This window comes from Micromonospora parastrephiae (assembly GCF_016802865.1).
Lineage (GTDB): Bacteria > Actinomycetota > Actinomycetes > Mycobacteriales > Micromonosporaceae > Micromonospora > Micromonospora parastrephiae.
Genome location: NZ_JAEVHM010000085.1, coordinates 1 through 23,859, shown reverse-complemented (window position 1 = coordinate 23,859; position 23,859 = coordinate 1). Strand labels below are relative to the sequence as shown.

Annotated in this window: 18 protein-coding genes; 8 read left to right on the top strand and 10 right to left on the bottom strand. The window is 70.5% G+C overall.

All coding sequences use genetic code 11. The features are described 5' to 3' along the window. Both JNW91_RS17910 and JNW91_RS17905 read right to left on the bottom strand, forming a co-directional pair. A partial coding sequence (locus JNW91_RS17910) for a cellulose-binding domain-containing protein (RefSeq protein WP_203176664.1) occupies positions 1-627 on the bottom strand: 627 nt, incomplete at its 3' end. Positions 628-943: 316 nt separating this feature from the next. After that, on the bottom strand, positions 944-4,120 hold the full coding sequence (locus JNW91_RS17905; protein WP_203176663.1) for a S8 family peptidase: 3,177 nt from the start codon (positions 4,118-4,120) through the stop codon (positions 944-946). A 234-nt stretch (positions 4,121-4,354) separates the two neighbouring features. On the opposite strand from JNW91_RS17905, the gene JNW91_RS17900 reads away from it, so the two are divergent. Both JNW91_RS17900 and JNW91_RS17895 read left to right on the top strand, forming a co-directional pair. Next, positions 4,355-4,855 carry a sigma-70 family RNA polymerase sigma factor gene (locus JNW91_RS17900; RefSeq protein ID WP_203176662.1) on the top strand — a complete coding sequence of 167 codons (501 nt, stop codon included), beginning with the start codon at positions 4,355-4,357 and terminating at the stop codon, positions 4,853-4,855. Beyond that, entirely contained in the window at positions 4,848-5,549 is a 702-nt protein-coding gene (locus tag JNW91_RS17895) for a hypothetical protein (protein WP_203176661.1), read from the top strand. Before JNW91_RS17900 ends, JNW91_RS17895 begins: the two co-directional genes overlap by 8 nt. 55 nt (positions 5,550-5,604) lie before the next feature. On the opposite strand, the gene JNW91_RS17890 is transcribed toward JNW91_RS17895, so the two are convergent. Beyond that, complete coding sequence (locus JNW91_RS17890; protein WP_238425206.1) at positions 5,605-7,944, bottom strand: hypothetical protein; 2,340 nt, start codon at positions 7,942-7,944, stop codon at positions 5,605-5,607. 385 nt (positions 7,945-8,329) lie between these two features. Further along, positions 8,330-10,867 (bottom strand): hypothetical protein, encoded by a 2,538-nt coding sequence (locus tag JNW91_RS17885; RefSeq protein WP_203176659.1) that lies wholly within the window; start codon positions 10,865-10,867, stop codon positions 8,330-8,332. 441 nt (positions 10,868-11,308) lie between these two features. On the opposite strand from JNW91_RS17885, the gene JNW91_RS17880 reads away from it, so the two are divergent. Next, entirely contained in the window at positions 11,309-12,838 is a 1,530-nt protein-coding gene (locus tag JNW91_RS17880) for a glucuronyl esterase domain-containing protein (RefSeq protein WP_309244408.1), read from the top strand. A gap of 76 nt (positions 12,839-12,914) precedes the next feature. On the opposite strand, the gene JNW91_RS17875 is transcribed toward JNW91_RS17880, so the two are convergent. Next, entirely contained in the window at positions 12,915-13,577 is a 663-nt protein-coding gene (locus JNW91_RS17875; RefSeq protein ID WP_203176657.1) for a type 1 periplasmic-binding domain-containing protein, read from the bottom strand. Positions 13,578-13,706: 129 nt separating this feature from the next. Here JNW91_RS17875 and JNW91_RS17870 point away from each other — a divergent pair, with 129 nt between their 5' ends. From JNW91_RS17870 to JNW91_RS17855, 4 genes are all read left to right on the top strand, one after another. Beyond that, positions 13,707-14,972, top strand: coding sequence for a HupE/UreJ family protein (locus JNW91_RS17870; protein WP_309244407.1), 1,266 nt, complete (start codon positions 13,707-13,709; stop codon positions 14,970-14,972). A gap of 144 nt (positions 14,973-15,116) precedes the next feature. Then, a complete protein-coding gene (locus JNW91_RS17865) occupies positions 15,117-17,021 on the top strand; it encodes a purple acid phosphatase family protein (protein ID WP_238425205.1) in 1,905 nt (634 codons plus the stop codon). Positions 17,022-17,180: 159 nt separating this feature from the next. Continuing rightward, a complete protein-coding gene (locus JNW91_RS17860; protein ID WP_203176656.1) occupies positions 17,181-18,260 on the top strand; it encodes a WxL protein peptidoglycan domain-containing protein in 1,080 nt (359 codons plus the stop codon). 157 nt (positions 18,261-18,417) lie between these two features. Next, a complete protein-coding gene (locus JNW91_RS17855) occupies positions 18,418-19,389 on the top strand; it encodes a quinone oxidoreductase family protein (protein ID WP_203176655.1) in 972 nt (323 codons plus the stop codon). A gap of 4 nt (positions 19,390-19,393) precedes the next feature. Here JNW91_RS17855 and JNW91_RS17850 read toward each other — a convergent pair whose 3' ends face one another. The 5 genes from JNW91_RS17850 to JNW91_RS17830 all read right to left on the bottom strand — a co-directional run bounded on the left by JNW91_RS17850 (position 19,394) and on the right by JNW91_RS17830 (position 22,827). Continuing rightward, complete coding sequence (locus JNW91_RS17850) at positions 19,394-19,984, bottom strand: HAD family hydrolase (RefSeq protein WP_203176653.1); 591 nt, start codon at positions 19,982-19,984, stop codon at positions 19,394-19,396. Between the two features lie 50 nt (positions 19,985-20,034). Continuing rightward, positions 20,035-21,246: a low temperature requirement protein A gene (locus JNW91_RS17845; protein ID WP_203176651.1), complete on the bottom strand. Its 1,212-nt coding sequence runs from the start codon at positions 21,244-21,246 to the stop codon at positions 20,035-20,037. A gap of 54 nt (positions 21,247-21,300) precedes the next feature. Further along, complete coding sequence (gene trpS / locus JNW91_RS17840) at positions 21,301-22,359, bottom strand: tryptophan--tRNA ligase (RefSeq protein ID WP_203176648.1); 1,059 nt, start codon at positions 22,357-22,359, stop codon at positions 21,301-21,303. A gap of 89 nt (positions 22,360-22,448) precedes the next feature. Further along, positions 22,449-22,625 carry a hypothetical protein gene (locus JNW91_RS17835; protein WP_203176667.1) on the bottom strand — a complete coding sequence of 59 codons (177 nt, stop codon included), beginning with the start codon at positions 22,623-22,625 and terminating at the stop codon, positions 22,449-22,451. A gap of 4 nt (positions 22,626-22,629) precedes the next feature. Beyond that, on the bottom strand, positions 22,630-22,827 hold the full coding sequence (locus JNW91_RS17830; protein ID WP_238425204.1) for a hypothetical protein: 198 nt from the start codon (positions 22,825-22,827) through the stop codon (positions 22,630-22,632). A 184-nt stretch (positions 22,828-23,011) separates the two neighbouring features. Here JNW91_RS17830 and JNW91_RS17825 point away from each other — a divergent pair, with 184 nt between their 5' ends. Then, a complete protein-coding gene (locus JNW91_RS17825; RefSeq protein ID WP_203176646.1) occupies positions 23,012-23,266 on the top strand; it encodes an SCO4848 family membrane protein in 255 nt (84 codons plus the stop codon). Positions 23,267-23,859 lie beyond the last annotated feature (593 nt).

Genomic DNA, 23,859 nt, shown 5'->3' with positions numbered 1-23,859 from the left:
GTGGGTGGTGGCGTAGACGAGCTGCCGGCCGTTGTAGGGCGCGACGGTGAAGTCCTTCAGCGACACCCACCCCGAACGCGGGGTCGCCAGCTGACCGGTCGAGGACCACCGGTACGTCGACGGCAGGTTGCACGTGCCACCGGGCGGCGGGGTGGTCGGTGGTGGCGTGGTCGGTGGTGGCGTGGTCGGCGGTGGGGTCGTCGGGGTCGTGTCACCGGTACACGTCACGCCGTTCAGGGCGAAACTGGTCGGCGCCGGGTTGCTGCCCGTCCACGAGCCGTTGAACCCGAACGACACCGTGCCGTTGGTCGGGACCGAGCTGTTGTAACTCACGTTCCTCGCGGTCACCGCGGAACCGCTCTGCGTCAGCGTCGTGTTCCACGCCTGCGACACCGTCTGCCCCGCGCTGTACGACCACGTCAACGTCCAACTGGTCAGCGGATCACCGAGGTTCGTGATCGAGACGTTGGCACCGAACCCGCCCTGCCACTGCGACGACACGGCGTAGTTCACCGAACAGCCTGCGGCTGCGGCGCCGGCGGGCAATGCCACGACGACTGTCGCCGACGCCAGCAGCGCGACACCGGCCGACACCAGGCCGGCGTTTCTCGCTCTGAATATGGTCATCAAGCACCCTCCTGATGGGACGGCGGCCTCCACATTCGTGGCAATCATTGTTGAGTGAGCGTTAACAGCCGCGTCGGGTATGTTACGGGAGCGCTCCCAAGGCATCAACCTCCGTCAATCGCCCGGCCTTGATCGTCGCTTCGCGCATCCCCCGCGGGAGCCGGCATGTGATCGATAACATGCGACTCCGGACCGGGTGCGTGAACGACCGAGGCCGTGACGCGGTGGGGGCACGGCCTCGGTCCCGGTCCGTCGGGGCGGTGAGGTGCGGTGGTCCGGGGCGGTGGGTCGAGCGCCCGCCCCGGACCCACCTGGGTCAGGCGATCCGGTACGCCCGCTGGATCGTCTGCGTGACGGAGTTGCCGGCGGTGTCCGTCGCCGTCAGCCGCAGCGACACGAAGCCGGGCCGCCGGGGATGACCGATGAGGGCGACACCCCGCAGCACCGGCAACGCGACCCACGTCCTGCCGTCGTCGAACGACGCGGACACGCCGAGCGTCCGGTTCGGCGCGGCGGTCGACCCCGCCTGCCGGTCCAGCGCCACCGGGATGGTCATCATCCTGCCCCCTCGGGCCGTGTTGGTGTCGTCCAGCGCCGGCGTCGGGCGGGCCGTCGTCAACGGCAGCCGCTGCGGCGACGACGTGTGCGCCGAGGTGAAGGTCCACGCCACCGAGACCGACGTCGACAGCGTGTCCGGGGCGCCGCGGGTGGTGGTCGCCTCCAGACGGTAGGTGGCCTTGTCGGCGGGCACCGGGAACTCCGCCCACGCGCTGTCCGAGGTGCCGATCTCCTTACCGTCGCGCGACAGCCGGAACTGGACCGGCCGGTCGTCGCGGCTCGCGGGACGACCGTCCGCGTCGCCGAAGAGCGGCACCGACGAGATCGAGATGGTGTCGCCGTCGCGGCCCGCGTACCCCAGCGGTGACAGCGTCGGGGCCTGCGCCACCGTCGGGCCGAAGGGTGCCGCGTTCCAGGTCCGGGAGTACGTCCGGCCCGGCGTGAAGGTGGACTCCTGCGTGCTGAGGTTGTCGCCCTCGACGAACGTGGACGTCCAGGTGATGCCGCCGTCGGCGTTGTGGTACTCGGTGCCGTGGAACGGCAGGTCGATCGGTGTGCTCGAACCGATCGGACCCGAGCCGTCGGGCGCCGACGCGCGGTGGAACCGGACGGCGGTCGTGGCCGTGGACTGGCTCCGGTAGGTGGTCTTGACGGTGGCGAGGTTCTTCGGCGACAACTTCCTGGTCAGGCCCGTGAACATCGCGCCCTGCTGGACGTAGGCGAGGTCGTACGTGTAGGGGCTGTTCCGGAAGGTTCCGTCCGTGCCGGGGCGGGCGAGTCCGACGCCCAGGGTCGCGGCGAACTCGGGTGCCGCGACGGCGGGCCCGATCCGGCCGAAGAAGACGTCCGCGAACGACACCCCGCTGAGCTGGACACCCGGATAGCGGAGGCCGTCGTTCCAGTTCGCGCTCACGTTGATCGAGATGGGTGCGGCGTCGCGTTCGGGCATCGTCAGGGCGACCGGCCTTGCGGTACGGGCGTCGACGGCCTCGGTGACCGGGCCGCGCACATCCAGGACCGGTTGCGCGAGCAGCGTCGAGACGTCGCCCTCGTGGATGGTGCTGTACAGCGCGTACCGGCCCTTGGGTAGCCGCAGGATCCCGCCGCCCGGCTCACCGGCGAGGGTGGTGAACTCGCCGGTGGTGAGGCTCGCCGCCACGGTCGTGTACTCGGTGGCCGGCCTGCCGTCACGGCCGGTGTGGTCGAGCCGGACGTCGTAGCTCTCGACCTCGCGGTTGAGCGCGAACGGTGTGCGCACCCGCAGATCCCCGGCGCCGGTCGCGGTCAGCGCCCCCTGGTAGACGCCGTCGGGGGTGTCCACCCGGGTGTCGACGGTGATCGTCGCCTCGGCGCGGCCGCCGGCCGGCACCACGAGGGTGGTCGGGCTGACGGTCAGCATGCCGGCCGGCGCCGGGGCGATGGTCAGTGCCAGGGTGACCGGCGCGGTGCCGGTGTTGCGGTAACCGACGACCTGGGTGAACGGGATGTCGTCGGCGTGGGGCCAACGCTGCACCGGGAAGTCGATGGCACCGACGTCGGTGGCGATCGGCTGGGCGACCGCGCGGGCGATGTCGACCCGTCCCGCGCCCAGCTCGTAGAGGGTGTCCGCGCCGGTCGGCTTGGCGGAGTCCATCAGGGCGGCCTTGAGCTGCGGGCCGGTCCAGTCCGGGTGCTGCCCGGCGAGGATCGCGGCGGTGCCGGCCACGTGCGGGGTGGCCATCGACGTGCCCGACATGGTGGCGTAGTCGCCGCCGGGAGCGGCGGCCACGATGTCGACGCCGGGCGCGCTGATCTCGGGCTTGATGTGGTTGTCGCCGATGCGCGGACCCCGGCTGGAGAAGTACGCCCGCTGGTCGTCGGCGTCGACCGCGGCGACGGCGAGCGCGTCGTCGGCGGTGGCCGGCGACGAGACCGACTTCGGCTTGCCCTCGTTGCCGGCCGCGATCACGAAGAGAGTCCCGTACTGGTGGCTGAGGTCCTGGACCGCGGTTTCCAGCGGGTCCAGGCCGGGGGCGTCGTCGCCGCCGACGCTCAGGTTGACCACCCGCGCCCTGGGCGCGAGCCACTGCATGCCCGTGATGATGTCCGAGTCCTGGCATTCGGTGGTGGCGCAGACCTTGCCGACGAGCAGCTTCGCTCCCGGCGCCACACCTCGGTACCTGCCACCGGAGGCGGCGCCGCTGCCCACGATGGTCGACGCCACGTGGGTGCCGTGCCCGACCGTGTCGGCGGGGTCGTTGCCGCCGGTGAAGTCCCGGACCTCGGCGAGGTGTCCGGCGAAGTCGGGGTGGCTGGCGTCGATCCCGGTGTCCAGCACGCCGACGGTCACGCCGGTGCCGTCGAAGCCGGCCTGCCAGGCCGCCGGCGCACCGATCTGCGGCACGCTGCGGTCCAGGGAGACCCGACGCTTCCCGTCCAGCCAGATGTGGGTGATTCCGGCGGCGAGGGTGCGTGCCGACGCCGGGCCGCGGGTGAGCGAGGTCCAGAGCGTGACCCGGTCCTCCCGGTCCGCGCGAACGGCCAGCGCGTGCGCGGCGGGCAGGTCGGCCCGCACCCGCGCGTCGCCCCCGACGGTCGCGGACCGCGCCTGCGCCGCCATGTTCTCCGGGTACGCGACGAGCAGCGGCAGTTCGGTCGCCCGGTCGTCGTAGCCGAACTCGCCGAGCGCGGTGAGGTCGAACAGCCGTCGATCGAGGCGTCCGTCCCGCAGCAGTGGCATCGCGTCCACCGGGATGACGAACTGGTGACCACCCTCCCGGCTGGTCACGAACCGCATACCGGCCCGTCCCGCCCCTCGCTGGATCTCCGAGGTGCCGCCCGCGTCCACCGACACCCGGTCTCCGGTGATCAGCGTGAAGCTGCCGGCCCTGCCGGAGACCGTCGGCCCCGGCTTCTCCCGCGCGTTCGCCGGACCGGCCGTGAGACTCGCCGCCACCAGCGCGGTCGTGAGTACGCCGGCTGTCAGCGCCCGTCGTTGCCGTCGTCGCACATCGTCCTCTCCGCCACGGGCGTCTCCCGGGACGGCACGATGACGCCTGGTCCAGCCGTTGGGTTGATCACCCTGCTGTGACGGTCGCCACAATCACGTACCGCGCCGATGCGACCGGTTGCCCTGAGCGGGTTGCATCGGCGGTGACCAGGGGACGAGGCAGCGGAGGGCACCTGTCGGATGCGTGACGCCGAGGAGTTCGACGCCCTCTACGCGGCCTGTGCGGGGCGGGTCGTCGGTCACGTCTACGCGCTGACCGGCAACCGTGCCGAGGCGGAGGACGCCGTCGCCGAGGCGTTCATGCGGGCCTGGCAGCGTTGGCGGACGGTACGGGAGGCGGACAGCCCGGAGGCGTGGGTCCGCCGCGTCGCCTCCCGGATCGCGGTCAGCAGTTGGCGCAAGACGTTCAACCGGATCCGCGCGCATCGCCGGGCGGCCGTCGACCAGAGCCTGCCCGGACTCAGCGAGGATCACGTCGCCCTGCTCCAGGCGCTGCAGCGGCTGAGCGCCAACGAGCGTCGCGCCATCGTGCTGCACCACCTGAACGACCTCAGCGTCGCCGATGTCGCAGCCGAGATGCAGGCACCCGTCGGAACCGTGAAGACGTACCTCGCCCGAGGTCGGAGAGCCATGGCCGGGTTGCTGACCGATGCGCACCAGGAGGAGACCTCCCATGGCTGATCCGCGCGACGACCTCACCGCGATCGTCGACGAGGTGCGACGAGTCACCACGCTTCCCCCTGCCCAGGCGTTGCGGCAGCGCAGCGACCAGCGTCGGCGGCGCCGGGCGGCCGTGACCGCCGCAGGGCTGGCCCTCGTGGCCGTCGCCGCTGGCACCAGCCTGTCGCAGATGCGGACCGACGTCGGAACGCCCGGCGCGGGCCCGGCGAGCCCGGTACCACCGTCGGTCGTGCCGTCGGAGACCGCACCAGCGGGGCCGCAGGACATCCTCGGCGGCCGGCGGCAGGTCCGGATCGCGCTGCCCGGCATGCCCGGGGTGGCGCTGGCGATCGACCGCGACAGCGATCGGGTGCGGGCCACCACCGAGCGGGCCATCGACGACCGGGCGCTGTGGGTGCTACGCCCCGACGGCGACGGGTTCCGGATCGCGCTGGCCACCGCGTCCGGGGCCGCTCAGGTCTGCATGACCGTCGTACACGACGCCGCGCCCGGCAGCGTACGCGGCCGGGCGTGCGACCCGGCCGCATCGACGCAGCTCTTCCGGATCGAGCAGGTCGCCGACGGCAGCTACTCGGTGTTCCAGGGAAAGCGTTACGTCCAGGTGGTCGACGGCACCAACGCGCTGGTCCCGGACCTGCCCGAGGGCCTCACCACCACGTACGAGTTCGAGGACCGTGGGCCTGCCCCTCACTGAACCGGCCGCGCATCCCGTCGGGGATACGCGGCCGGCTCCAGTCGTCACCGTCTGATCAGGCGGCTGGGCGGCGCGGATCCGACCACGGTGTCTCCGGCTGCACTATCGGCCGGCGCGGCGGCCGGTCACCGCTGCCCTTGGCGACCGCCGCCGTGGCGGCCGAGGTGGCGGAGGCTTCGGTGTAGCCGTCCCGGCTGGCCGTCACCGTCACGGTGAGCCGCTTCCAGAGCAGCGCCTGGGGGATCTGGAACGTTGCGCCGGTCGCGCCCGTGATCGGGACACCGTCGGCCGCCCACTGGTACCGGTAGGTCGTCGTCGAAGGCGTCCACTCGCCCGGTTTGGCGGTGACGGTCCCTCCGACCACCGCGGTGCCGGTGATCGTCGGCGGGCTGACCGCGCGGATCGCCAGGGGCGGGTTGATCGTGAAGGCGTTGGCCCGAACGACCGGCTCGCCGGCGCCGTACGGGTGCAGCGTCAGGCTGACCTTGCCGGCCGGCGCGGAGCCGAGGTTCACGTCCACGGTCATCGACGTGCCGTCCGCCGAGACCGACTTCACCGTCGCGGTCAACGGGCCGCCCGACGCGGGATTCACCTCGACCCGGTCCTTCGGGTGCAACCCGCTGCCGCTGATGGTGATCGTCCGGACGGCGCCCGGGGGTACGACGGCCGGTGCGACCGAGGTGACCGTCGCGGAACCGACCTCGACCTGGAAGGAGTACTGCGTTCCCGCGGAGCGGGTGCCGCTGGCCGTCAAGCTGCGAACGGTCAGGTAGTGCCAGCCGGTGTCCTGCGGTGTCCAGGCCAGTGTCGCGGTGCCGTCGGCCCTGGCGGCGACCGTGGCGTACGACCCGAAGTTGACCGAATACTCGTATGCGGTCGTGCCCGGGAGGCGTGGCGTGAAGCTGAACGTGCCCGGAGCGAGCCGGCCGGTGCCGGTCGTCGGGAAGTCGGTCGAGGTGACCCGGGGCCCGTCCAGCACGGACCAGGAGGTGCCGCCCTCGTCGGTCTGCACCCCGGCGGCGTTACGGGCGACGACGGTGACGTAGGTGTAGCCACCCTTGGTCGGCGTGTAGGTGAAGGTGACGCTGCCGTCGGCGGCGGGCTTGAGAACCTTCTTCGTGGCCTCGTCGCGGTTCAACGTCGCCACGTACTCGGTGACGTTCACCATTTGGGTGCGGGCCGTGAAGGTGGCCGGCGTTCCCACGTCGGTGCCGCCGGTGCGGTTCACCATCGGCGACGCGCCGTCGACCGAGATGTAGTTCCAGCGCGGTTCGGACAGGGTGCCGTCCGCGCTGCGGCTCTGGATTCGCAGACCGTTGACGCTGGTCTCCTTGGCGATCCAGGTGAGGTCGGCGGTGCCGTCCGCCCGCGCCGGGATGGTGACCTTCTCGATCGGCGGTGGAAACAGCCCGGAGTGTTCCACCCAGTAGACGTAGGCCTGCACCTGCGGTGACCGGGGCGCGAGGTGGAAGGTGAGCGACGAACCGATCGTGACGCCGCGGTCGACGTCGCCGGTCAGCTTCGGGCCGTTGTCGACGGTGAACTGGTAGGCGCGGGGGGCGTGCGCCGTGCCGTCGCGGGTGACGCTGTGGACGTAGAGGGTCTGCCGGCCGGCGCGGGTCGGGGCGATCATCGCCGTGGCCGTTCCGTCGGCGGATGCCGGCACCGTCCCCGACGGCCCGTCCCCGTCGATCCGCCACGCGAACGACACCGTGTCGGCGACGTTGGAGCGCAGTTCGAACGCGCCGGGCACCCCGATGTTGTAGTCCAGGTTCGGCGTGCCCTCGGGGTACGCGGCCGAGAAGATCGACGGACGGGTCTCCTTGACGTGGTACTGGTAGTGGGCCTGCTCGGAGTAGTTCCCGGCCCGGTCGATGGCATAGACCGAGACGGAGTGGTAGCCGGCCGACCGAGGTGTCCACTCGACCGTCGCCGGGCCACCCAGCCCGTCGGCGTCCACCGTGGCCTCCGGGGTCTGCTCACTCAGTTCGCTGGCGTAGAACTGGTAGCGGTAGCTCACCGTGTCGGCGCTGGCCGAGGTGAACGTGAACGTGCCGGGGACGCCGATCGCGCCGCTGGCGTTGTCCCAGTCGCCGGGCCGGTACACGGTGGAGGCGACGGCCGGTGCCGGGCCGCCGGTACGGTCGACCGTGAAGTAGCACGTGCCGCTCCAGGGCGTCGCCGTCGCGCCGTCGAGGACCCGGACCCGCCAGGCGTATGTGACACCGTCGAGCTGCCGCGAATCGTCCTCGAGCTGGATGTAGACCTCGTCGTTCCGCTCGCCCAGGCCGGTGAGCCACTGTTGTGGCTGCTCCGGATCGGTGATGTCCCAGACCTGGAAGTCGGCCTGCAACTCGGCGCCCTCGTCCGCGCCGGTGAGGGTGCCCTTCAGCACCACGGCACGGGCGTCGTTGAGTCTGTCCGGGCTCAGGTATGGCCCGGGCGCGGCGGCGGCGCAGGGCTGGCCGGCGGTCTGGAGGTCGGTCGCGCCGACAGCGCGGCGGCGGCCGGAGTGGCCGTGAAGCCCACCACTGCCGCGCAGCCGAGCGCCGATGCCGCGACCACCGCCGTTATCCGGCGACGGGCACGCGAAGGTATACGCACGTTGGTCTCCCCATGATGAAACGGGCGCCGAGGGCTGCCCGCGGAAAGGAGGATCCCATGCGAGTACGACGCACGTGGACCCCTGTTGAGCCCTCGGAAGCGGCCAATCGGACCACTTTCGGAGCACGTCGACCGCTGTGCCCGCCGACCGGACGGTCAGGCGGGCGAACGGCGGCTCAGGCGGCCGGTCGGCGCGGATCCGGCCACGGCGTACCGGGGCGCACTATCGGCCGGCTCGGAGGCCTCTCGCCGCTGACGACCACGGTGGCAGCCGAGGTCGCAGCGGTCGTGGTGTAGCGGGTTCGGGCCGCTCTCACCTCGACGGTGAGCCGCTGCCCGAGCAGCGCCAGGGGGATCTTGAACGACGGGTTGATCGCGCCGCTGATCGCGACACCGTTCGCCGACCACTGGTACGAGTGGTCCTCGGCGGTGGGCGTCCACTCACCCGGGTTCACCGTGACGGTGGCACCGACCGCCGCCGTTCCGGTGATCGTGGGCGGCGTGACCGAGCGCAACGGCGGCGGCGGGGCGATCGTGAACGCGTTGGCCAGGACCACCGGCTGGAGCAGTCCATACGGGTGCAGGGTCAGGCTGGCCGGACCGACCGGCGCCAGGCTGAGGTCCACCTCGGCGGTCAGCGTCGTGCGGTCCGCCGAGACCGTCCTCACCCAGGCGGTGATCGGTGACCCGCCGACGGGGGTCACCTGGACCTTGTCCTGCGGGTGCAGCCAGGTGCCGTTGACGGTGATCGTCCGGAGGTCACCCGACGGCACTGCGACCGGAGTGGCCGAGGTGACCGTGGTGACAGCGGTGGTGACGGCGAAGCGGTAATACATGATCGCCGAGGGGAATCCCTCGGTTTTGACCCGGCGGACGTTCAGGCGGTAGGCGCCGTCCGCCGGCGGCGTCCAGGTCAGCGTCGCGGTGCCGTCGGGTCGGGCGGGGATCCTGACGTACGGCTCGTCGTTGATCGAATACAGGTAGCCGACCGTGTCGGGCAGGTAGGAGCTGAAGGTGAACGTGCCGGTGGCGAGTCGGCCGCTGCCGGTCGCAGGGAAGTCGGTCGAGGTGACCTGCGGCTCGTCCGTCGTCGTCCAGGCGTCGACGCCCTTCTCCGTCTGCACTCCGGCGGCGTTACGAGCAACGACGACGACGTAGTTGTGGCCGATCACCATGGTGGTGAAGCTGAAGGTGACCTTGCCGGTGGCGGCCGGCTTGAGAACCTGCCTGGTGGCCTCGTCGCCGTTCAGCGTCGCCACGTACTCGACGATGCCCGCCATCTGGCTGCGGGCGGTGAAGGTGGACGTGGTGCCCGCCGCGGTGCTGCCGCTGCGGGTCACCTGCGGCGCCGCCCCGTCGATCGAGAGGTTCAACCATCGCGGCTCGGACAGGGTGCCGTCCGCGCTTCGGCTCTGGATCCGCAGGCCGTCGATGCCGGTCTCGGTGGCGGTCCAGGTGAGGTCGGCGGTGCCGTCGGGGCGAGCCGGAACGGTGGTCTTCACAACCGGCCGTTCCTCGATGCTCGAGTACTCCGGCCAGTACAGGTACGCCTCGACCTGCGGTGCGCGCGGAGCGAGGTGCAAGGTGAGCGAGGAGCCGATCGTCACCTCCCCACGTGTGTCACCGGTGAGAACCGGGGCGTTGTCGACGGTGAACTGGTAGGCGCGGGGGGCGTGCGCCGTGCCGTCGCGGGTGACGCTGTGGGCGTACAGGGTCTGCCGGCCACCGCGGGGCGGGGCGATCATCGCCGTCGCCTTCCCGTTGGCGTCCGCCGGCACGGTGCCCGAGGGCCCGCCCCCATCGATCCGCCACGAGAAGAGCGCGGTGTCGGCGACCGTGGCGGTCATCTCGAACGCGCCGGGTACGCCGACGTTGTAGTCCGGGTTGGTCATTCCCTGCGGGTACGCGGCCGAGAGGATCGACGGGCGGGTCTCCTTGACGGAGAACTCGTAAACGGCCCGCTCGGACCTGTTTCCGGCTCGGTCGATGGCGTAGACGGTGAGTGAGTGGTGGAGGCTCGACCGTGGCGTGAACCCGACGGTCGCCGATCCGCCCAACCCCACGGCCTCCACCCGGGACTCTTCGTACTCGTCGGGCAGTTCGCCCGAGTAGAACGTGTAGAGGTAGCTGACGGTGTCGTCGGAGACCGAGGTCAGGGTGAACGTACCGGGGACACCGATCGCGCCGCTGGCGCCGCCCCAACCCGCCGCGGGGTATTCGGCAGAGGTGACCGACGGAGCCGGGCCTCCGCTGCGGTCGACCGTGAAATGGCAGGTGCTGCTCCAGGGTGACGCGTCCACACCGTCGAGGACGCGCACCCGCCAGGCGTACGTGACGCCGTCGAGCTGCTTGGTCGTGTCGTCGAGTTGGACGAAAAGCTCATCGCTCTGCTCGCCCATCTCGACCAGCCACTGCTGCGGACGCTCCGGGTCGGCGACATCCCACACCTGGAAGTCTGCCCGCAACCCGCCCTGGCCGGTACGGCTGTAGATGCCCCGCAGCGTGATGGCCTCGGCGATGCCGAGGCGCGCCGGGTTCAGGTACGGCCCGGGAGCGGCGGCGGCACATGGCTGGCCGGCGGTCTTGAGGTCGGTCGGTGCGACCTCGGCCGCGGAGGCCGTGGCGGACGTGAGCCCCACCGCCGAGCCGCACGCGAGCGCCATGGCGATGCCCAGCGCCGCGATTCGACGATGAGTGCGTGAAGCGGTCCGCAAGCCGTGCCTCCATATGGATCTGATCAAGATCGTCTGACAGAGGATCGCACGTCGACTCGACGGACGGTGACCCGATGTTCCCTCGAAATGTTTCCGATACCTGGGGGGGCGCCACTGCCGCCCGAGCCGGCGCCTCTCGGGACGCAGCCGGCGCGAATCGCGCGCAACTGCGCCCCCGCCGCGAGGCGAGAGGCGTCGAAAGTTTCGGAAATACATTGACCCGTAGCGATGGCCGGGATCAGACTTGGCACGGCTGGCATCCATGGTCTTCGATCATGTTTCGTTCCTTCCCACCCCCATCACACCGGAAGGAGAGCCCTGGTGATCACCCGCTCGGGCCGCTCTGGGACCCGTCCGGTGGTCGTCGCGCTGGCGGTAGCTGCGCTCACGGTCGCCGGATCGGTATCGGTAGTAACAAGAACGACGAATGCTCAGGCCGCCGTGGGCGCACTGGCCGCAGCGGTGGAGGACGAGGGCGCCGACTGCGCCGTGTCCGGTCTGCCCGACCTGGCCTCCCTGCCCACCAATGCCAAGCTTCCCGATCCCTTCAAGAAGCTGAACGGCTCGACCATCACCTCCAAGTCCGACTGGCGTTGCCGGCGGGCGGAGATCAAGGAGCTGGCGGAGAAGTTCGTCTACGGCGACAAGCCCGCCAAGCCGGCGAGCGTCACGGGCACGGTCTCGAACAGCAGCATCACCGTCAACGTGTCGCACAACGGCAAGAGTTCGAGCTTCTCGGCGCGGGTCGAGCTGCCGAGCGGCACCGGTCCCTTCCCGGCCGTCGTGGTCGTGGGCGGGTTCGGTGCGGACACCGCGACCATCAAGGCCACCGGCGCCGCGGTCATCAGCTACGACCCCTTGGCGGTCGGCCGCGAGGGCACGCCCCGCACCAACAAGCAGGGCGCGTTCTACAGCATCTACGGCTCCTCCAGCGGCACCGGGCTGCTCGCCGCCTGGGGCTGGGGTGTCAGCCGGATCATCGACGTCATCGAGCAGTCCGACGGCAGGATCCTCAAGGCCGACGCGATGGGCGTCACGGGTTGTTCCCGCTACGGCAAGGGCGCCTTCGCGATCGGAGTGTTCGATCAGCGCATCGCCCTGACCATGCCGATCGAGTCGGGCAGCGCCGGCGTTCCCATCTTCCGCGGCATTCCCGGCGAGGGCGCCCAGAGCCTGAGCAGCGCGTACGGCGAGCAGCCCTGGTTGGGTGACGCGTTCGGCTCCTTCACCGGCAGCCCGAACCGGCTCCCGCTGGACACACACGAGATGGTCGCGATGGTGGCGCCGCGAGGGCTGTTCATCATGGACAACCCGCACATCGCCAACCTCGGCCCGCGGTCGGCGAGCGTGGCGGCCCTGGGCGGCGCGGAGGTCTACAAGGCGCTCGGCGCCGGCGACAACATCACCTACTGGTCCGACGTCCAGGACGGCAGCCACTGCGCCAACCGCCCCGAGTGGCGTACGCCGCTCCAGAACAACATCCGGAAATTTCTGTTGAAGACGGGGAACGAGCCGGGTGTGATCCGGATTTCGAGCAAGGCGCTCGGCCGGTTGGCCGACTGGCGGGACTGGCAGACGCCCGTCCTGACCGACGGCCCCACCACCCCGCCCACCACCACGCCGCCTCCGACGACGCCGCCTCCGACCACGCCACCTCCGACCACGCCACCGCCGACCGGTGGCGGCTGTACGGCGACGGTGTCGGTCAACCAGTGGACCGGCGGTTTCGTCGCCACGGTCCGGGTCACGGCCGGCACCACGCCGGTCAACGGATGGACGGTCGCCATGACCCTGCCATCGGGCGCCAGCGTCACCAGCGTGTGGGGCGCCAACCAGAGCGGAAACACCGGCACCGTGCGGTTCACGAACGTCGCGTACAACGGCGCCGTCGCTCCCGGCCAGTCGACCGAGTTCGGCTACCAGGGCACCGGCACCGGCGCAGGAATGACCCCCACCTGTTCAGCCGTCTGATCCGCAGGCCCGGTGCGGAGGCCGCAAGCCCTCGCACCGGGCCTCGTCCGGCCCCGGAACGGACAGCCCGAACCCCTCAGAGCCAGACCACGATCCCGGTCAGGTCGTTGAGGACCGCCGCGACGCCGGCCCGGATGGCGGCCGCGCAACGCTCGGCCGTGAACGAGGTCGGGTCGTACGTCGAGGACATGCCGAGCCCTTCGCCACGGAACGACGCGCCGTCCCAGTCGACCGCGGTGACGTTGTGGGTGGGCTCGGCCAGCTCCGCGCCCACCACGAGGAACTGCTCGTCCAGGTGGTTCGGGGTGACCAGCGCGAGGGGGTCGATGAGGTCGTTGCCGACGCTGACGATGAGGTCCGGGTTCATCGCCATGGCCCTGGCGATGCTGGGGACGGCGTCCTGCGCTTTGCCGACGACGATCGTCCTCAGGTCGACGTGTTCGTCGTCGGCCCAGTCGTTGACCGCTGTCCCGAGCGCCTTGGTCGGGGTGTCGTCACCGACGGTGAGCAGCACCACCCGGTAGTCCTTCGACGGATGGACGCCGGCCCACGAGCCGGGCTGCGGCGTGATGGTCGCTTCCGGGGCGGGCCTGGCGGAGGGGTCGACGAACCCTGGTCCGAGAGTGCCGACGGCGCTCGGCGCGGGATGCGGTTGTGACCAGTCGTCGCCGGAGTCACAGGCGGCGACGAGCGCGGCGGTCGCGGCCAGCAGGGCGACGGCCCGGAGCGGGGGGCGCAAGGTGATCGTCCTTTCGAACGGAGAACTGGGCGTGCTGCCTGGTATTCCTATCCCAGTTCCGGCCGTGGACAATCCGCCGACGGTCGTTCCGGCGATTTGTTCTCCGTTGGTTCGTCGACGTGCGGGCTGGTGTTCACCCACGGCGTGCAGCGTGCACTGGCCAACCGAGGGGGCCGCATGTTCCGGCACGTACGCCGTACCGTTGTCATCATCTTTGTCGGGATCGCTGCGGCGGTTATTCCGTTTCTGGGTGCCGGCCCGGCGTCCGCCCACGGCTTCTCGTCGACCGTGTACGCGAAAATCTCCGCCGGAGACGAGGGTCACATTCGTACGGCACTGGAGCTCGAATACGACCTCCTGATCGTCTCCGCCGCTGATTCCGGTGACGACGATCCACTTTTCCGGGCGGGGACGGCCGCGTTCGAAGCCGGTGACACCGGCGCGCAGGCCGTGGCGCTGAAGACCCACGCCGCGACGGTCCTCCGGTACGTCTCCGACCGGTTCTCGGTGACCTCCCGGGGTGAAGCCTGCCGGCCGACGCAGGTGGGCGACGCGACGATCGGCGAACGCGAGGGCGTGCCCTACGCGGACCTGCTGCTCGACTGGACCTGTCCCGAGCGAGCCGACGAGCACGAGGTGCGCAGCGGCCTCTTCCCGGACGACGAGGCCTACGTCAAGGACACCAAGACGATCGTCACCTACGAGATCGACGGCCGTTCGGGCAGCGCCGCGCTCGACGCCGCCCACCCCTCCTTCTCGACCGGCCAGGCGTGGTACGAGCGGTTCGGCGAGTTCTTCCTGCTGGGTGCCGAGCACCTGCTGTCCGGGATCGACCACATCCTGTTCCTGCTGGCGCTCATCGCCGGGTCACGGCGGCTTCGGGAGATCGTGCTCGCGGCCACCAGCTTCACCCTGGCGCACTCGGTGACGTTCATGCTCGCGGCTCTCGGCCTGGTCGAGGTGCCGGCGGCGGTGGTCGAGCCGGTCATCGCGCTGTCGATCGCCGTGGTGGCCGGCTGGCACCTGTGGGGCATCTGGCGGCGTGGTGACCACGCGACCGACCTGGAGACGGCCGGGCACGGTCACCTCAGCCTCGACCGCTCCGGCTGGGTCCGCCTCGGCGTGGTGTTCTGCTTCGGTCTCGTGCACGGCCTCGGCTTCGCCGGCGCGCTGGGCATCGACGAGGCGTGGTCGTGGACGCTGCTGTGGTCGCTGCTGGTGTTCAACGTCGGCATCGAGGTCGTCCAACTGACGATAATCGCCATCGTCTTCCCGCTGCTGATCGTGCTGCGCCGTCGTGCGCCGAAAATCGGGCTCTGGGTGACCGGTGCCGTTTCCGGAGCCGTGTCCATTATGGGACTGGTCTGGTTTGTCCAGCGCGTCTCCGGGTCCTGAGTACGGCTAACTAGTTCGCGAAGTGCAGCCATTCGCAAGATCACGTTCATGGCGGGTTCATCGGCCAGCGAAAGCTTGGATCTGCTTCCCCAGTGTCGGAAGCAGGCACAATCCATTTCTCTATTTGAAAAGGGAACAATGTCGATGACATTGAGCACCTCGACACGAGCCTCCCGGCTCGTGCGGCGGCGCGTTGTCGCCGGGGTCGTAGCCGGATTCCTGGGAATGGGCGCGGCCCTCGGTAGCGGTCTGATGACCGCCGCCAGTGCTGCCGACCCCACCACGGTGTCCGGCATCGTCCTCGGCGTCGGCGCCAACGAGACCCAGCGCATCGTGTCCTGGTACTCCTCGGCCGACACCGCGCAGAAGATCCAGCTCGCCCCGACCGCCGAGATCGTCAACGGCGAGTTCCCGGCCAGCGCCGTCAGCTTCGACGCCGTTGGCGCGGCGAACACCTCGACCACCGGCTTCAACCGCCACGCCACGATCAGCAACCTGCGCGAGAACACGGCGTACTCGTACCGGGTCGGCGCCGAGGGCAGCTGGTCCCCCGCGTACGCCTTCAAGACGCAGGACTTCGAGGGCGACTACGACTTCCTGTTCTTCGGTGACCCGCAGATCGGTTCCTCCGGTGACCGGCTGAAGGACCAGGCTGGCTGGGAGGAGACCCTGAAGGTCGCCACCGCCGCCAACCCGAACACCGAGCTGCTGGTGTCCGCCGGCGACCACGTGGAGAGCGCCAACGACGAGGGGCAGTGGACCTCGTTCCTGGCTCCGGAACAGCTGCGCCAATACCCGCTCGTGGCCACCATCGGTAACCACGATGTCGGCGGCAAGTCCTACGAGCAGCACCACTTCACCCCGAACACCGATCGCTCGTCGCAGTACTACAGCGGTGACCAGGCGACCCGGTCCGGCGGCGACTACTGGTTCATCCACAAGGACGTGCTGTTCATCGACCTGAACAGCAACAGCTACGTCAACCCGGCGGATGGCTCCGCCGGCGGCGACGCGGCGCACGTCGCGTACGTCACCGACGTCATCAACAAGCACGGCTCCGAGGCCAAGTGGAAGGTGCTGGTCTACCACCACTCCATCTACTCGCCGGCCAGCCACGCGACCGACAGCGACAACAAGCAGCGGCGGGAAGACTTCACCACGGCCTTCTCGAACCTGGGCGTCGACATGGTGCTGCAGGGTCACGACCACAGCTACTCCCGCAGCTACTCGATCAAGAACGGCCAGAAGGAGAACCCGGCCGAGCAGCCCGGCGCGCCCGAGGTGTACCCCGGCCCGGGTGGCGTCATCTACGTGACGGCGAACTCGGCCTCCGGCTCGAAGTACTACGACATCAAGAAGCCGGACAACACCGGCACCGGCATCCGCGGCAACGGCCCGGACCCGCTGGACCCGGACAAGTACTGGTACAACTCGACGCAGAACCAGGAGCACGTCCGCAGCTACGTCAAGGTGCAGGTGCGCGGCGACAAGCTGGTCCTGGCGAACATCCGCAGCGGCACCTGCGCGGCGCCGAACCCGGCCGTCGAGAAGGGCCTCTCCTGCGTCAACACCCCCGACGGGCAGCCGGTCGGCTCGGTCGTCGACAAGGTGACGGTGCACCCGTACCAGGGTGACGGCCAGGCCATCCAGGTCAACGTGCCGAACCCGGCTCCGGGTGAGTTCGGCTGGACGATCGACGGCTACAACGGCCTGGTCGACCTGGGCACCGCGCAGGAGCGCAACGGCACCTCCTTCGAGGCGACCGGCAAGATCAACCCGATCCTGGTGTCGGACAGCCGCCGTTCCCTCGCCCCGTGGTCGATCTCGGCCAGCGTCGGCGACTTCCAGGACGCCGACAAGAAGTTCTCCGGCTCCTACCTGGGCTGGACCCCGTACGTGCTCGACGGCGGCGCGGGCGCCGAGGCCGGCGCTCCGGTCCTGTCGTCCTTCGACGACCAGGGCAAGGGCCTCTCGGTCTCCAGCGGCCTCGGCGCGGCTGCCCAGGGTCACCCCCGGGGCGGCGCCAAGCTCGGCGCGACCTGGATCTGAAGATCCCGGACAGCATCGCGAAGGGCAGCTACCGCACCACCCTCACGATCACCGCGCTGAGCAGCTGATCGCACCTGTTCCACCGGGCGGGGTAGGCACCTTCGGGGGCCTACCCCGCCACCGGTTCACCAACTCCCAAGATCACCTCAAGGATCCGACATGCGACCGTCCGTGACCCGCTGGAAGACCACGACCGCCGTACTCCTCCGTACGGCCGCGCTGTCCCTGCTCGCCGCCGTCGCGGCCGCCGGTGTCGGTGCCGGCCCCGCCCTGGCGGCGGACGGCAACGTCGCCTGGACGGTCCGGACGGCCTCCAACGGCTACGGCGAGGCCCGGTCCAGTTACAGCTACAACGTCAATCCCGGTGGTGTCGTCGAGGACGCGATGGTCGTGGCCAACCGCGGCCCGGCGCCACTGAACCTGGCCGTGTACGCCGCCGACGGCTTCACCACCGACGCCGGCCAGCTCGACCTGCTCACCAGGGACAAGAAGTCGGTGGCGATCGGTGCCTGGGCGAAGGCGGGCGCCGGTAACGTCGTGATCCAGCCCGGGAAGACCGCGCAGGTCCCCTTCACGATCAGCGTCCCCGACAACGCCACGCCCGGGGACTACGTCGGCGGCATCCTCACCGCGCTGACGCAGGCCAACCAGACCGAGGGCATCAATGTGGACCGTCGCCTCGGTATCCGGATCAAGTTGCGGGTCGGCGGCGAGCTGAAGCCGAACCTCGCGATCGAGGACCTCCACGTGACGTACGACGGGTCGTCCAACCCGCTCAGCAAGGGCGTCGCCACCGTCACCTACAAGATCCACAACATCGGGAACGCCGCCCTGTCCGGGAAGCAGACGCTGTCGGTCTCGGGTCCGTTCGGCGTGCTGCGGGTCCGGGCCGGTGACATCGCCGCCCCGCCGGAACTGCTCCCGGGTGAGAGCTGGAACGTGAGCGTGCCCGTACGCGGCGTGGCTCCCGCCGTCCGACTCGCCGCGACCGCCACCATCACCCCCCTGCTCACCGACGTGTCGGGCTCGACCACCTCGCTCAAGCCGGTCCAGGCCACCGCGCACGGCTGGGCACTGCCGTGGATGTTGGTCCTGGCGCTCGTCGTGCTGGTCGCCGTGGTCGTCGGGGCGTACCTGTACCGCCGCCGTAACCGGGCGCAGCGCAAGGCACGCGAGGACGCCCGGGTGCGAGACGCCGTCGCGCAGGCCCTCGGCGGTCGGGAGCCGCAGACGTCCTGATCGCGGCTCCCGGGCACTGCCGGCCCCGGCTACGCCCACCGAAGCACGCCCCGAGCAGGCGGTCGCCCTTGTGGGTGAATGGCGCTCGGCCCGAGGCCACGCCCGTCACCGAGCCGGCATGCTGCGACGGTGACGCCGGCACGGAGAGGGAATCCACATGGTTGACGGGGATCTGCCAGAGCGGATGCAGGCCGCGGCCTTCGACGAGTTCGGTGGGCCGGAGGTGATCACTCTGCGGAAGCTGCCGATCCCGGAGGTCGCCGACGACGAGGTGCTGATCAAGGTCTTGAGCGCCGGCGTCGGGGTGTGGGACGCGTACGAGCGGCAGGGTGTGCTGGTGCCGGAGGGCTCGTCCCTCCCGATCGTGCCCGGCTCCGACGGCGCCGGAACCGTCATCGCGGCCGGCAGCCAGGTGACCGATCTCGCGGTGGGCGACCTGGTCTACGTCTCCGCCACCGCCCGACCGAAGGGCGGCTTCTACGCCGAGTACGCGGCCGTCAAGGCCGAGTACGCCGCGAGGCTGCCCGACGGTGTACCGGCGGAGCACGCCGGCGCCATGTCCACCGACGCGCTGACCGCGCTGGCCGGACTCGACGCGCTCAGCCTGGCCCCTGGCGCCTGGCTGTTGATCTTCGGTGCGAGCGGCGGCCAGGGCCACCTGGCCGTGCAGTTGGCCAAGCGGCAGGGGCTGAACGTGATCGCCGTGGCGTCCGGGCCGGACGGCGTCGCGCTGGTGACCCGCCTGGGTGCCGACGTGTCCCTCGACGGCCACGGCGACGTGACCGACCTGCTCGCACGGATCCGGGACGCGGTACCGGCCGGAGTGAACGCCATCCTGGCGATGGCCGCCGGCAAAACCCTGGACCGGCTCACCGAGGCGCTGATCGACGGCGGCGTGGTCGCGTACCCCCACGGGGTGCGGCCGGAGCCCAGCGAGCGGCCCGGCGTCGTTGTCCGGGCCTACGACGGGGAAGCGAACCGTCGACAGTTGCAGCGCCTCAACGAACTCATCGAGGCCGGGCCGTTCGTGGTGCACGTCGCAGAGAAGTTCCCGCTGGGCAAGGTCCGGGAGGCGCACAAGCGCCTACAGACCTCCTACACGGGCAAGCTCCTGCTGACGGTCAGCTGAGACCTCAGCGGGTGCGCTGTTGCGGCACGCGTACCGAAGCCATGCCGGCCGCCGTCGCGGCCTGGATGCCCAGGTCGGTGTCCTCGAAGACCAGGCAGGAGCCCGGGGCCACGCCGAGCTGCTCCGCCGCGAGCAGGAACGCCTCCGGGTCGGGCTTGGCCCGCGTGTAGTCCTCGGCGCAGACCAGCACGTCGAAGCGGTCCAGCAGACCGAGCGCGTCGAGGGAGGCGGTGACCGTGGCGCGGGTGCTGCCGGAGACGACGGCGAACGGCACCCGGCGGTGCGCGTCGTGGATGTGCGCCACCACCTCGGGCACGGCGGCGACCTGCGGCAGCAACTCCTGGAAGATGCGCTCCCGGTTCTCGACGACGGTCGCCACCGGCATCGCCAGACCGTGCCGCTCGTTCAGCGCGACGATGATGTCGGCGGTCGGCCGGCCACCCCAGGCGTAGAAGAGGTCCTCCGGGAACTCGCAGCCCCACTCGTCGAGCGCCCGCTGCCAGGCCAGGTAGTGCAGCGGCATCGAGTCGACGATGGTGCCGTCGCAGTCGAACAGATACGCGGCGAACTCGCCGGGAGGCAGAGGCAGACTCACCGGGGAAGGCTACAGCGGATCGACACGGCGTCCGGAACTTCTCCGGGCAGTCAGGGGCGCACGGGCCGTGCCGGTTCGATCGGTGGGTCGCGCCGGTCGACCCGCCGCTCGTAACCGGTCACCCCGATCAGGAAGAGGGTCAGCAGGGCCAGCTCGGCCAACGCGGGCAGGGACCGCGCGACCGGCAGCAGAACCAGCGGCACGACGGCCGCGACGACCTGCCCCGCACGCACCGTGCGCAGGGTCAATCGGCGGAACACCAGCCGTGCGAGCAGGTACAGGGCGGCCCCACCGTAGAGGGCGGTCGCGGCGGGCCAGCTCAACCGGGCGGGATGCGACGGCTCCTCGGTGAGCTGGCCGAGCGCCTGCTCGATGCCGAGCGCCACGTAGATGGCGCCGATGATCAGGGGAGCGTGGGCGAGGCCGTACGCGTCGCCGGCCACGTCGGAGCGCCGTTCGTCCGGCACCAGCATCACGGAATTCCGAGCGGCGGGTGCCAACCGGTCGAAGTACAACCACCACAGGCAGATCGTGATGACCAGACCGAGTAGGGCCGCGACCAGGGCGGCCCCGGTCGGCGCCATCGTCCTCGGTCCGGTGCCGGCGGCGATCAACGCCTCGCCGAGCGCGATGATGAGCACCAGTCCGAACCGTTCGGTGAAGTGATCCAGGCTGCCCAGCGGCCACGGGCGGAACGCGGACGCGACGCGGGCGCCGCCGATGTCCACCAGGAAGGCCACCGTCCACAGCACGGTCTGGGCGACGCCGCCGAGCAGCGCGCCGACCACGAGCGGGAGCCAGGCCGCCGCGACCGGAACGGCGAAGAACCGCAGGGTGGAGCGCAGCCGCCGGTCGTCGGTGCTCGCCCAGAGCAGCACCACGAGCTGCACCGCCCTGGTGACCAGGTAGGCCAGGGCGAGCGTGAGGGGCGCGTCGAAGAGTCCCGGGCCCTGCCGCCAGGCGTCCGGCAGCACCAGCGCGGCCACGAAGATCGCGGCCATCGCCAGCAGGGTGGCCGCGCGGGCCGGGCCGACGTCAGCGCGGACCAGGTTTCCCAACCAGAGGTACGGACCCCAGGAGTAGATCAACAGCAGCAGGAGGAGGAGCCCCTGGGCCAGGGTGAGCGCGGTCGGCGGCTGCGCCATGAACGTGATGACCCGGGTGAGCGCGAACACGAAGACCAGGTCGAAGAAGATCTCGAACATCGTCGTCCGGTGCCGGTCACCGGCCGGCACCGGACGAACGTCGAAAATCCCCCTCACCCTCGCATTCTGCGCCAGCTGCGGCAGCGGTCGGCCGAGATCGCCGTCGTGCGCTCAGGCCGGGGTCTCCGCCCGGCGTCGGCTTCGCTCGGCCCGCCGCCGCACCTGCTGGTACGCGCCGGTCAGCCCCATCGCCCGCCGTACCTCGACCAGGGTCTCGCGGACCTCCAGGCGGGTCCGCTCGGTGCCCTCGACGATCAGCCGGTCGACCAGCCCCCGGTCGGCTTCGATCTCCGCCCGGCGCTCGCGGATCGGCGCCAGGAACGTCTCCAGCGCGACGACCAACCGCTCCTTGACCTCCACGTCGCCGACCCGCCCGGCCCGGTAACGACGGGCCAGGTCGGCCACCTCGTCACGGTCGGGGTTGAACACCTCGTGGTACGCGAAGACCGGATTGCCCTCCACCGTGCCCGGCACGTCCGCCCGCACCCGGTTCGGGTCGGTGTACATGCCCAGCACCTTCCGACGCACCGTCGCCGGATCGTCGGAGAGGGCGATCGTGTTGCCCCGGCTCTTGCTCATCTTGGCCGCGCCGTCGGTGCCCACCAGGCTCGGCGTGTCCGCCGGGATCAGCTCGGGCACCGGGAAGACCTCGCCGTACAGATGATTGAACCGGCGAGCGATCTCCCGGGTCACCTCGACGTGCGCGGCGTTGTCCCGGCCGACCGGTGCCACCTCGCCCTTGACGCACAGGATGTCCGCGGCCTGGAGCACCGGGTAACCCAGCAGTCCGTACGGCATCTCCTCCTTGCCGGAGTCTCGGGCCATGTCCTTGAGCGACGGCACCCGTTCCAGCCGGGGCACCGTCACCAGGTTCTGCAAAAGGGTGTTGAGGTCCCCGACCTCCGGAATGGCCGACTGGAGGTAGAACGTGGCCCGCGCCGGGTCGACGCCGGCGGAGAGAATGTCGGTCACCATCTCGCGCGCGTTGGCGGAGACCTGGTCGATGTCCTCGCGACGGTTCCTGGTGGTCAACATGTGCAGGTCGGCGATGATGAAGAAGCTCTCGTACCGGTGGTGCAACCGCACCCGGTTGGCGATGCTGCCGACGTAGTGGCCAAGGTGCAGGCGGCCGGTGGGCCGGTCGCCGGTGAGCATGCGTGCGACGGACATGGCGGTGTGCCTCTCGTACTCGGAAGGTGGGTCACGCGTGGGCGCGCGCCGAGCGGGGCGTATCTGCCCCCTCGGTCAGCGGGATCGACTCAGCGAGTCGCCCGCCATCGCGCGCCGGCGCGGAACCGCAGGCCACCGGCACGGAGGACGTCGAGGAGTTGCTCACGGCCGTCGCCGGAGCTGGACGGGAACCGGGGCGTCACGCCGAGCGGGAGGCCGTCGACCATGTCGACCGCCTCCGGCGCGCAGTTGACCTTCCGGACCACGACGTCACATTACCCGCGGTGTCGCCTCCGGTGGTGGCACGTGGCGCTCCGCGTAGTACCTGCCGACGCGTTCGCGGTGGTCCGGGTCAGCCGACTCCGGGTCGAACGGCGGAGCGTCCTTGATCTCCTGCCGGGTCCGGTCGACGTGGACGACGCGGTCCTGGTGGTCCACCCTCTCCACCGTGCCGGCCGGCAGCAGCACCCGGTGACCAGGGCGGACGGGTCGCGCCAGGCCCAGGGATTGAAGATCGAGGGTTGCACGGGGCACCTCCGGGGACGGCTTCGGCTGTCCCCCTACTCAGTGCCCAGCCCGGCTGCGTGGGAAACGAGCTCGGCCGGCGTCCGGGCCGGTGACCAGCTCCGCTCCGCTGGCATACTCGGCAGCCATGGTGCTGTCGCGCGGGTGGGCTGTCTTCCTGGTCGGGGTCGGGATCTGGACCTGGGTGATCTGGCCGAGGTTCGCACTGGCCATCTGGCAGGACCCACGGGCCTGGGCGTCCGGGACCGTGGGGGACGGCGCGCCGACCAGCTTCCTGTGGGTGCACGCGCTGCTGATCGCGGCGTCGCTGGCCATCGGCACGACCGTGGGCGTCCTCGGCGTCCGCGCCTGGCTGGCCGCCCGCCGGCACCGCGCATCGTGAGCTGCGGAAACGTCGTTACAGCCAGAGTGTGACGCGGGACGCTACCCGTCGATTTGACGATCAAACCCACGGACGCGTAACTTTCTCTCTGCCAGCGCGGAACGGGGCAAACGGGACGAAGGTCCTGGAGCGCCGGAACGGACTGGCAACCGGGTCAGGCAGGGGTTCACTCCTGCGGGACACGGTCCGGGCGGGGCTCGCCGGGTCGGCCGCGAGGCGGATTTGGTGCAGCGGAACCGACCGGGTAAGGTTTACGACCGGCAGGGAACCGGGCGAGCCTGCGGGAAACCGCAGCGGCCGGCCTGCCAAATCCGACGACCTGACACAGCGGTTCGCTGCTGCGTGAGTACGTCGGGACCAACCCGTACGAAGCATGACAGACCGGGACACACGGTTTGACACGGCGAAGACGGTGAGGTAACGTAGTAAAAGTGCCCGGCGCGAGAGCAGCGGGGACGCAGAGCGGAAAAGCCCCGAGATGGGGTCCCATGGGTTGGGGCTTTTGATCGGTGTGTGGTTGTTCTTTGAGAACTCAACAGGGTGCTTGTAAAGCCAGTGCCAATTATGATTTATACCCCGGACTGACCGGTTTT

Bases quoted from the DNA above. Each gene is read 5' to 3' on its own strand.
- JNW91_RS17900 (WP_203176662.1), top strand. From the start codon at position 4,355: ATGCGTGACGCCGAGGAGTTCGACGCCCTCTACGCGGCCTGTGCGGGG.
- JNW91_RS17895 (WP_203176661.1), top strand. From the start codon at position 4,848: ATGGCTGATCCGCGCGACGACCTCACCGCGATCGTCGACGAGGTGCGA.
- JNW91_RS17865 (WP_238425205.1), top strand. From the start codon at position 15,117: ATGACATTGAGCACCTCGACACGAGCCTCCCGGCTCGTGCGGCGGCGC.
- JNW91_RS17860 (WP_203176656.1), top strand. From the start codon at position 17,181: ATGCGACCGTCCGTGACCCGCTGGAAGACCACGACCGCCGTACTCCTC.
- JNW91_RS17855 (WP_203176655.1), top strand. From the start codon at position 18,418: ATGGTTGACGGGGATCTGCCAGAGCGGATGCAGGCCGCGGCCTTCGAC.
- trpS (WP_203176648.1), bottom strand. From the start codon at position 22,359: ATGTCCGTCGCACGCATGCTCACCGGCGACCGGCCCACCGGCCGCCTG.
- JNW91_RS17825 (WP_203176646.1), top strand. From the start codon at position 23,012: ATGGTGCTGTCGCGCGGGTGGGCTGTCTTCCTGGTCGGGGTCGGGATC.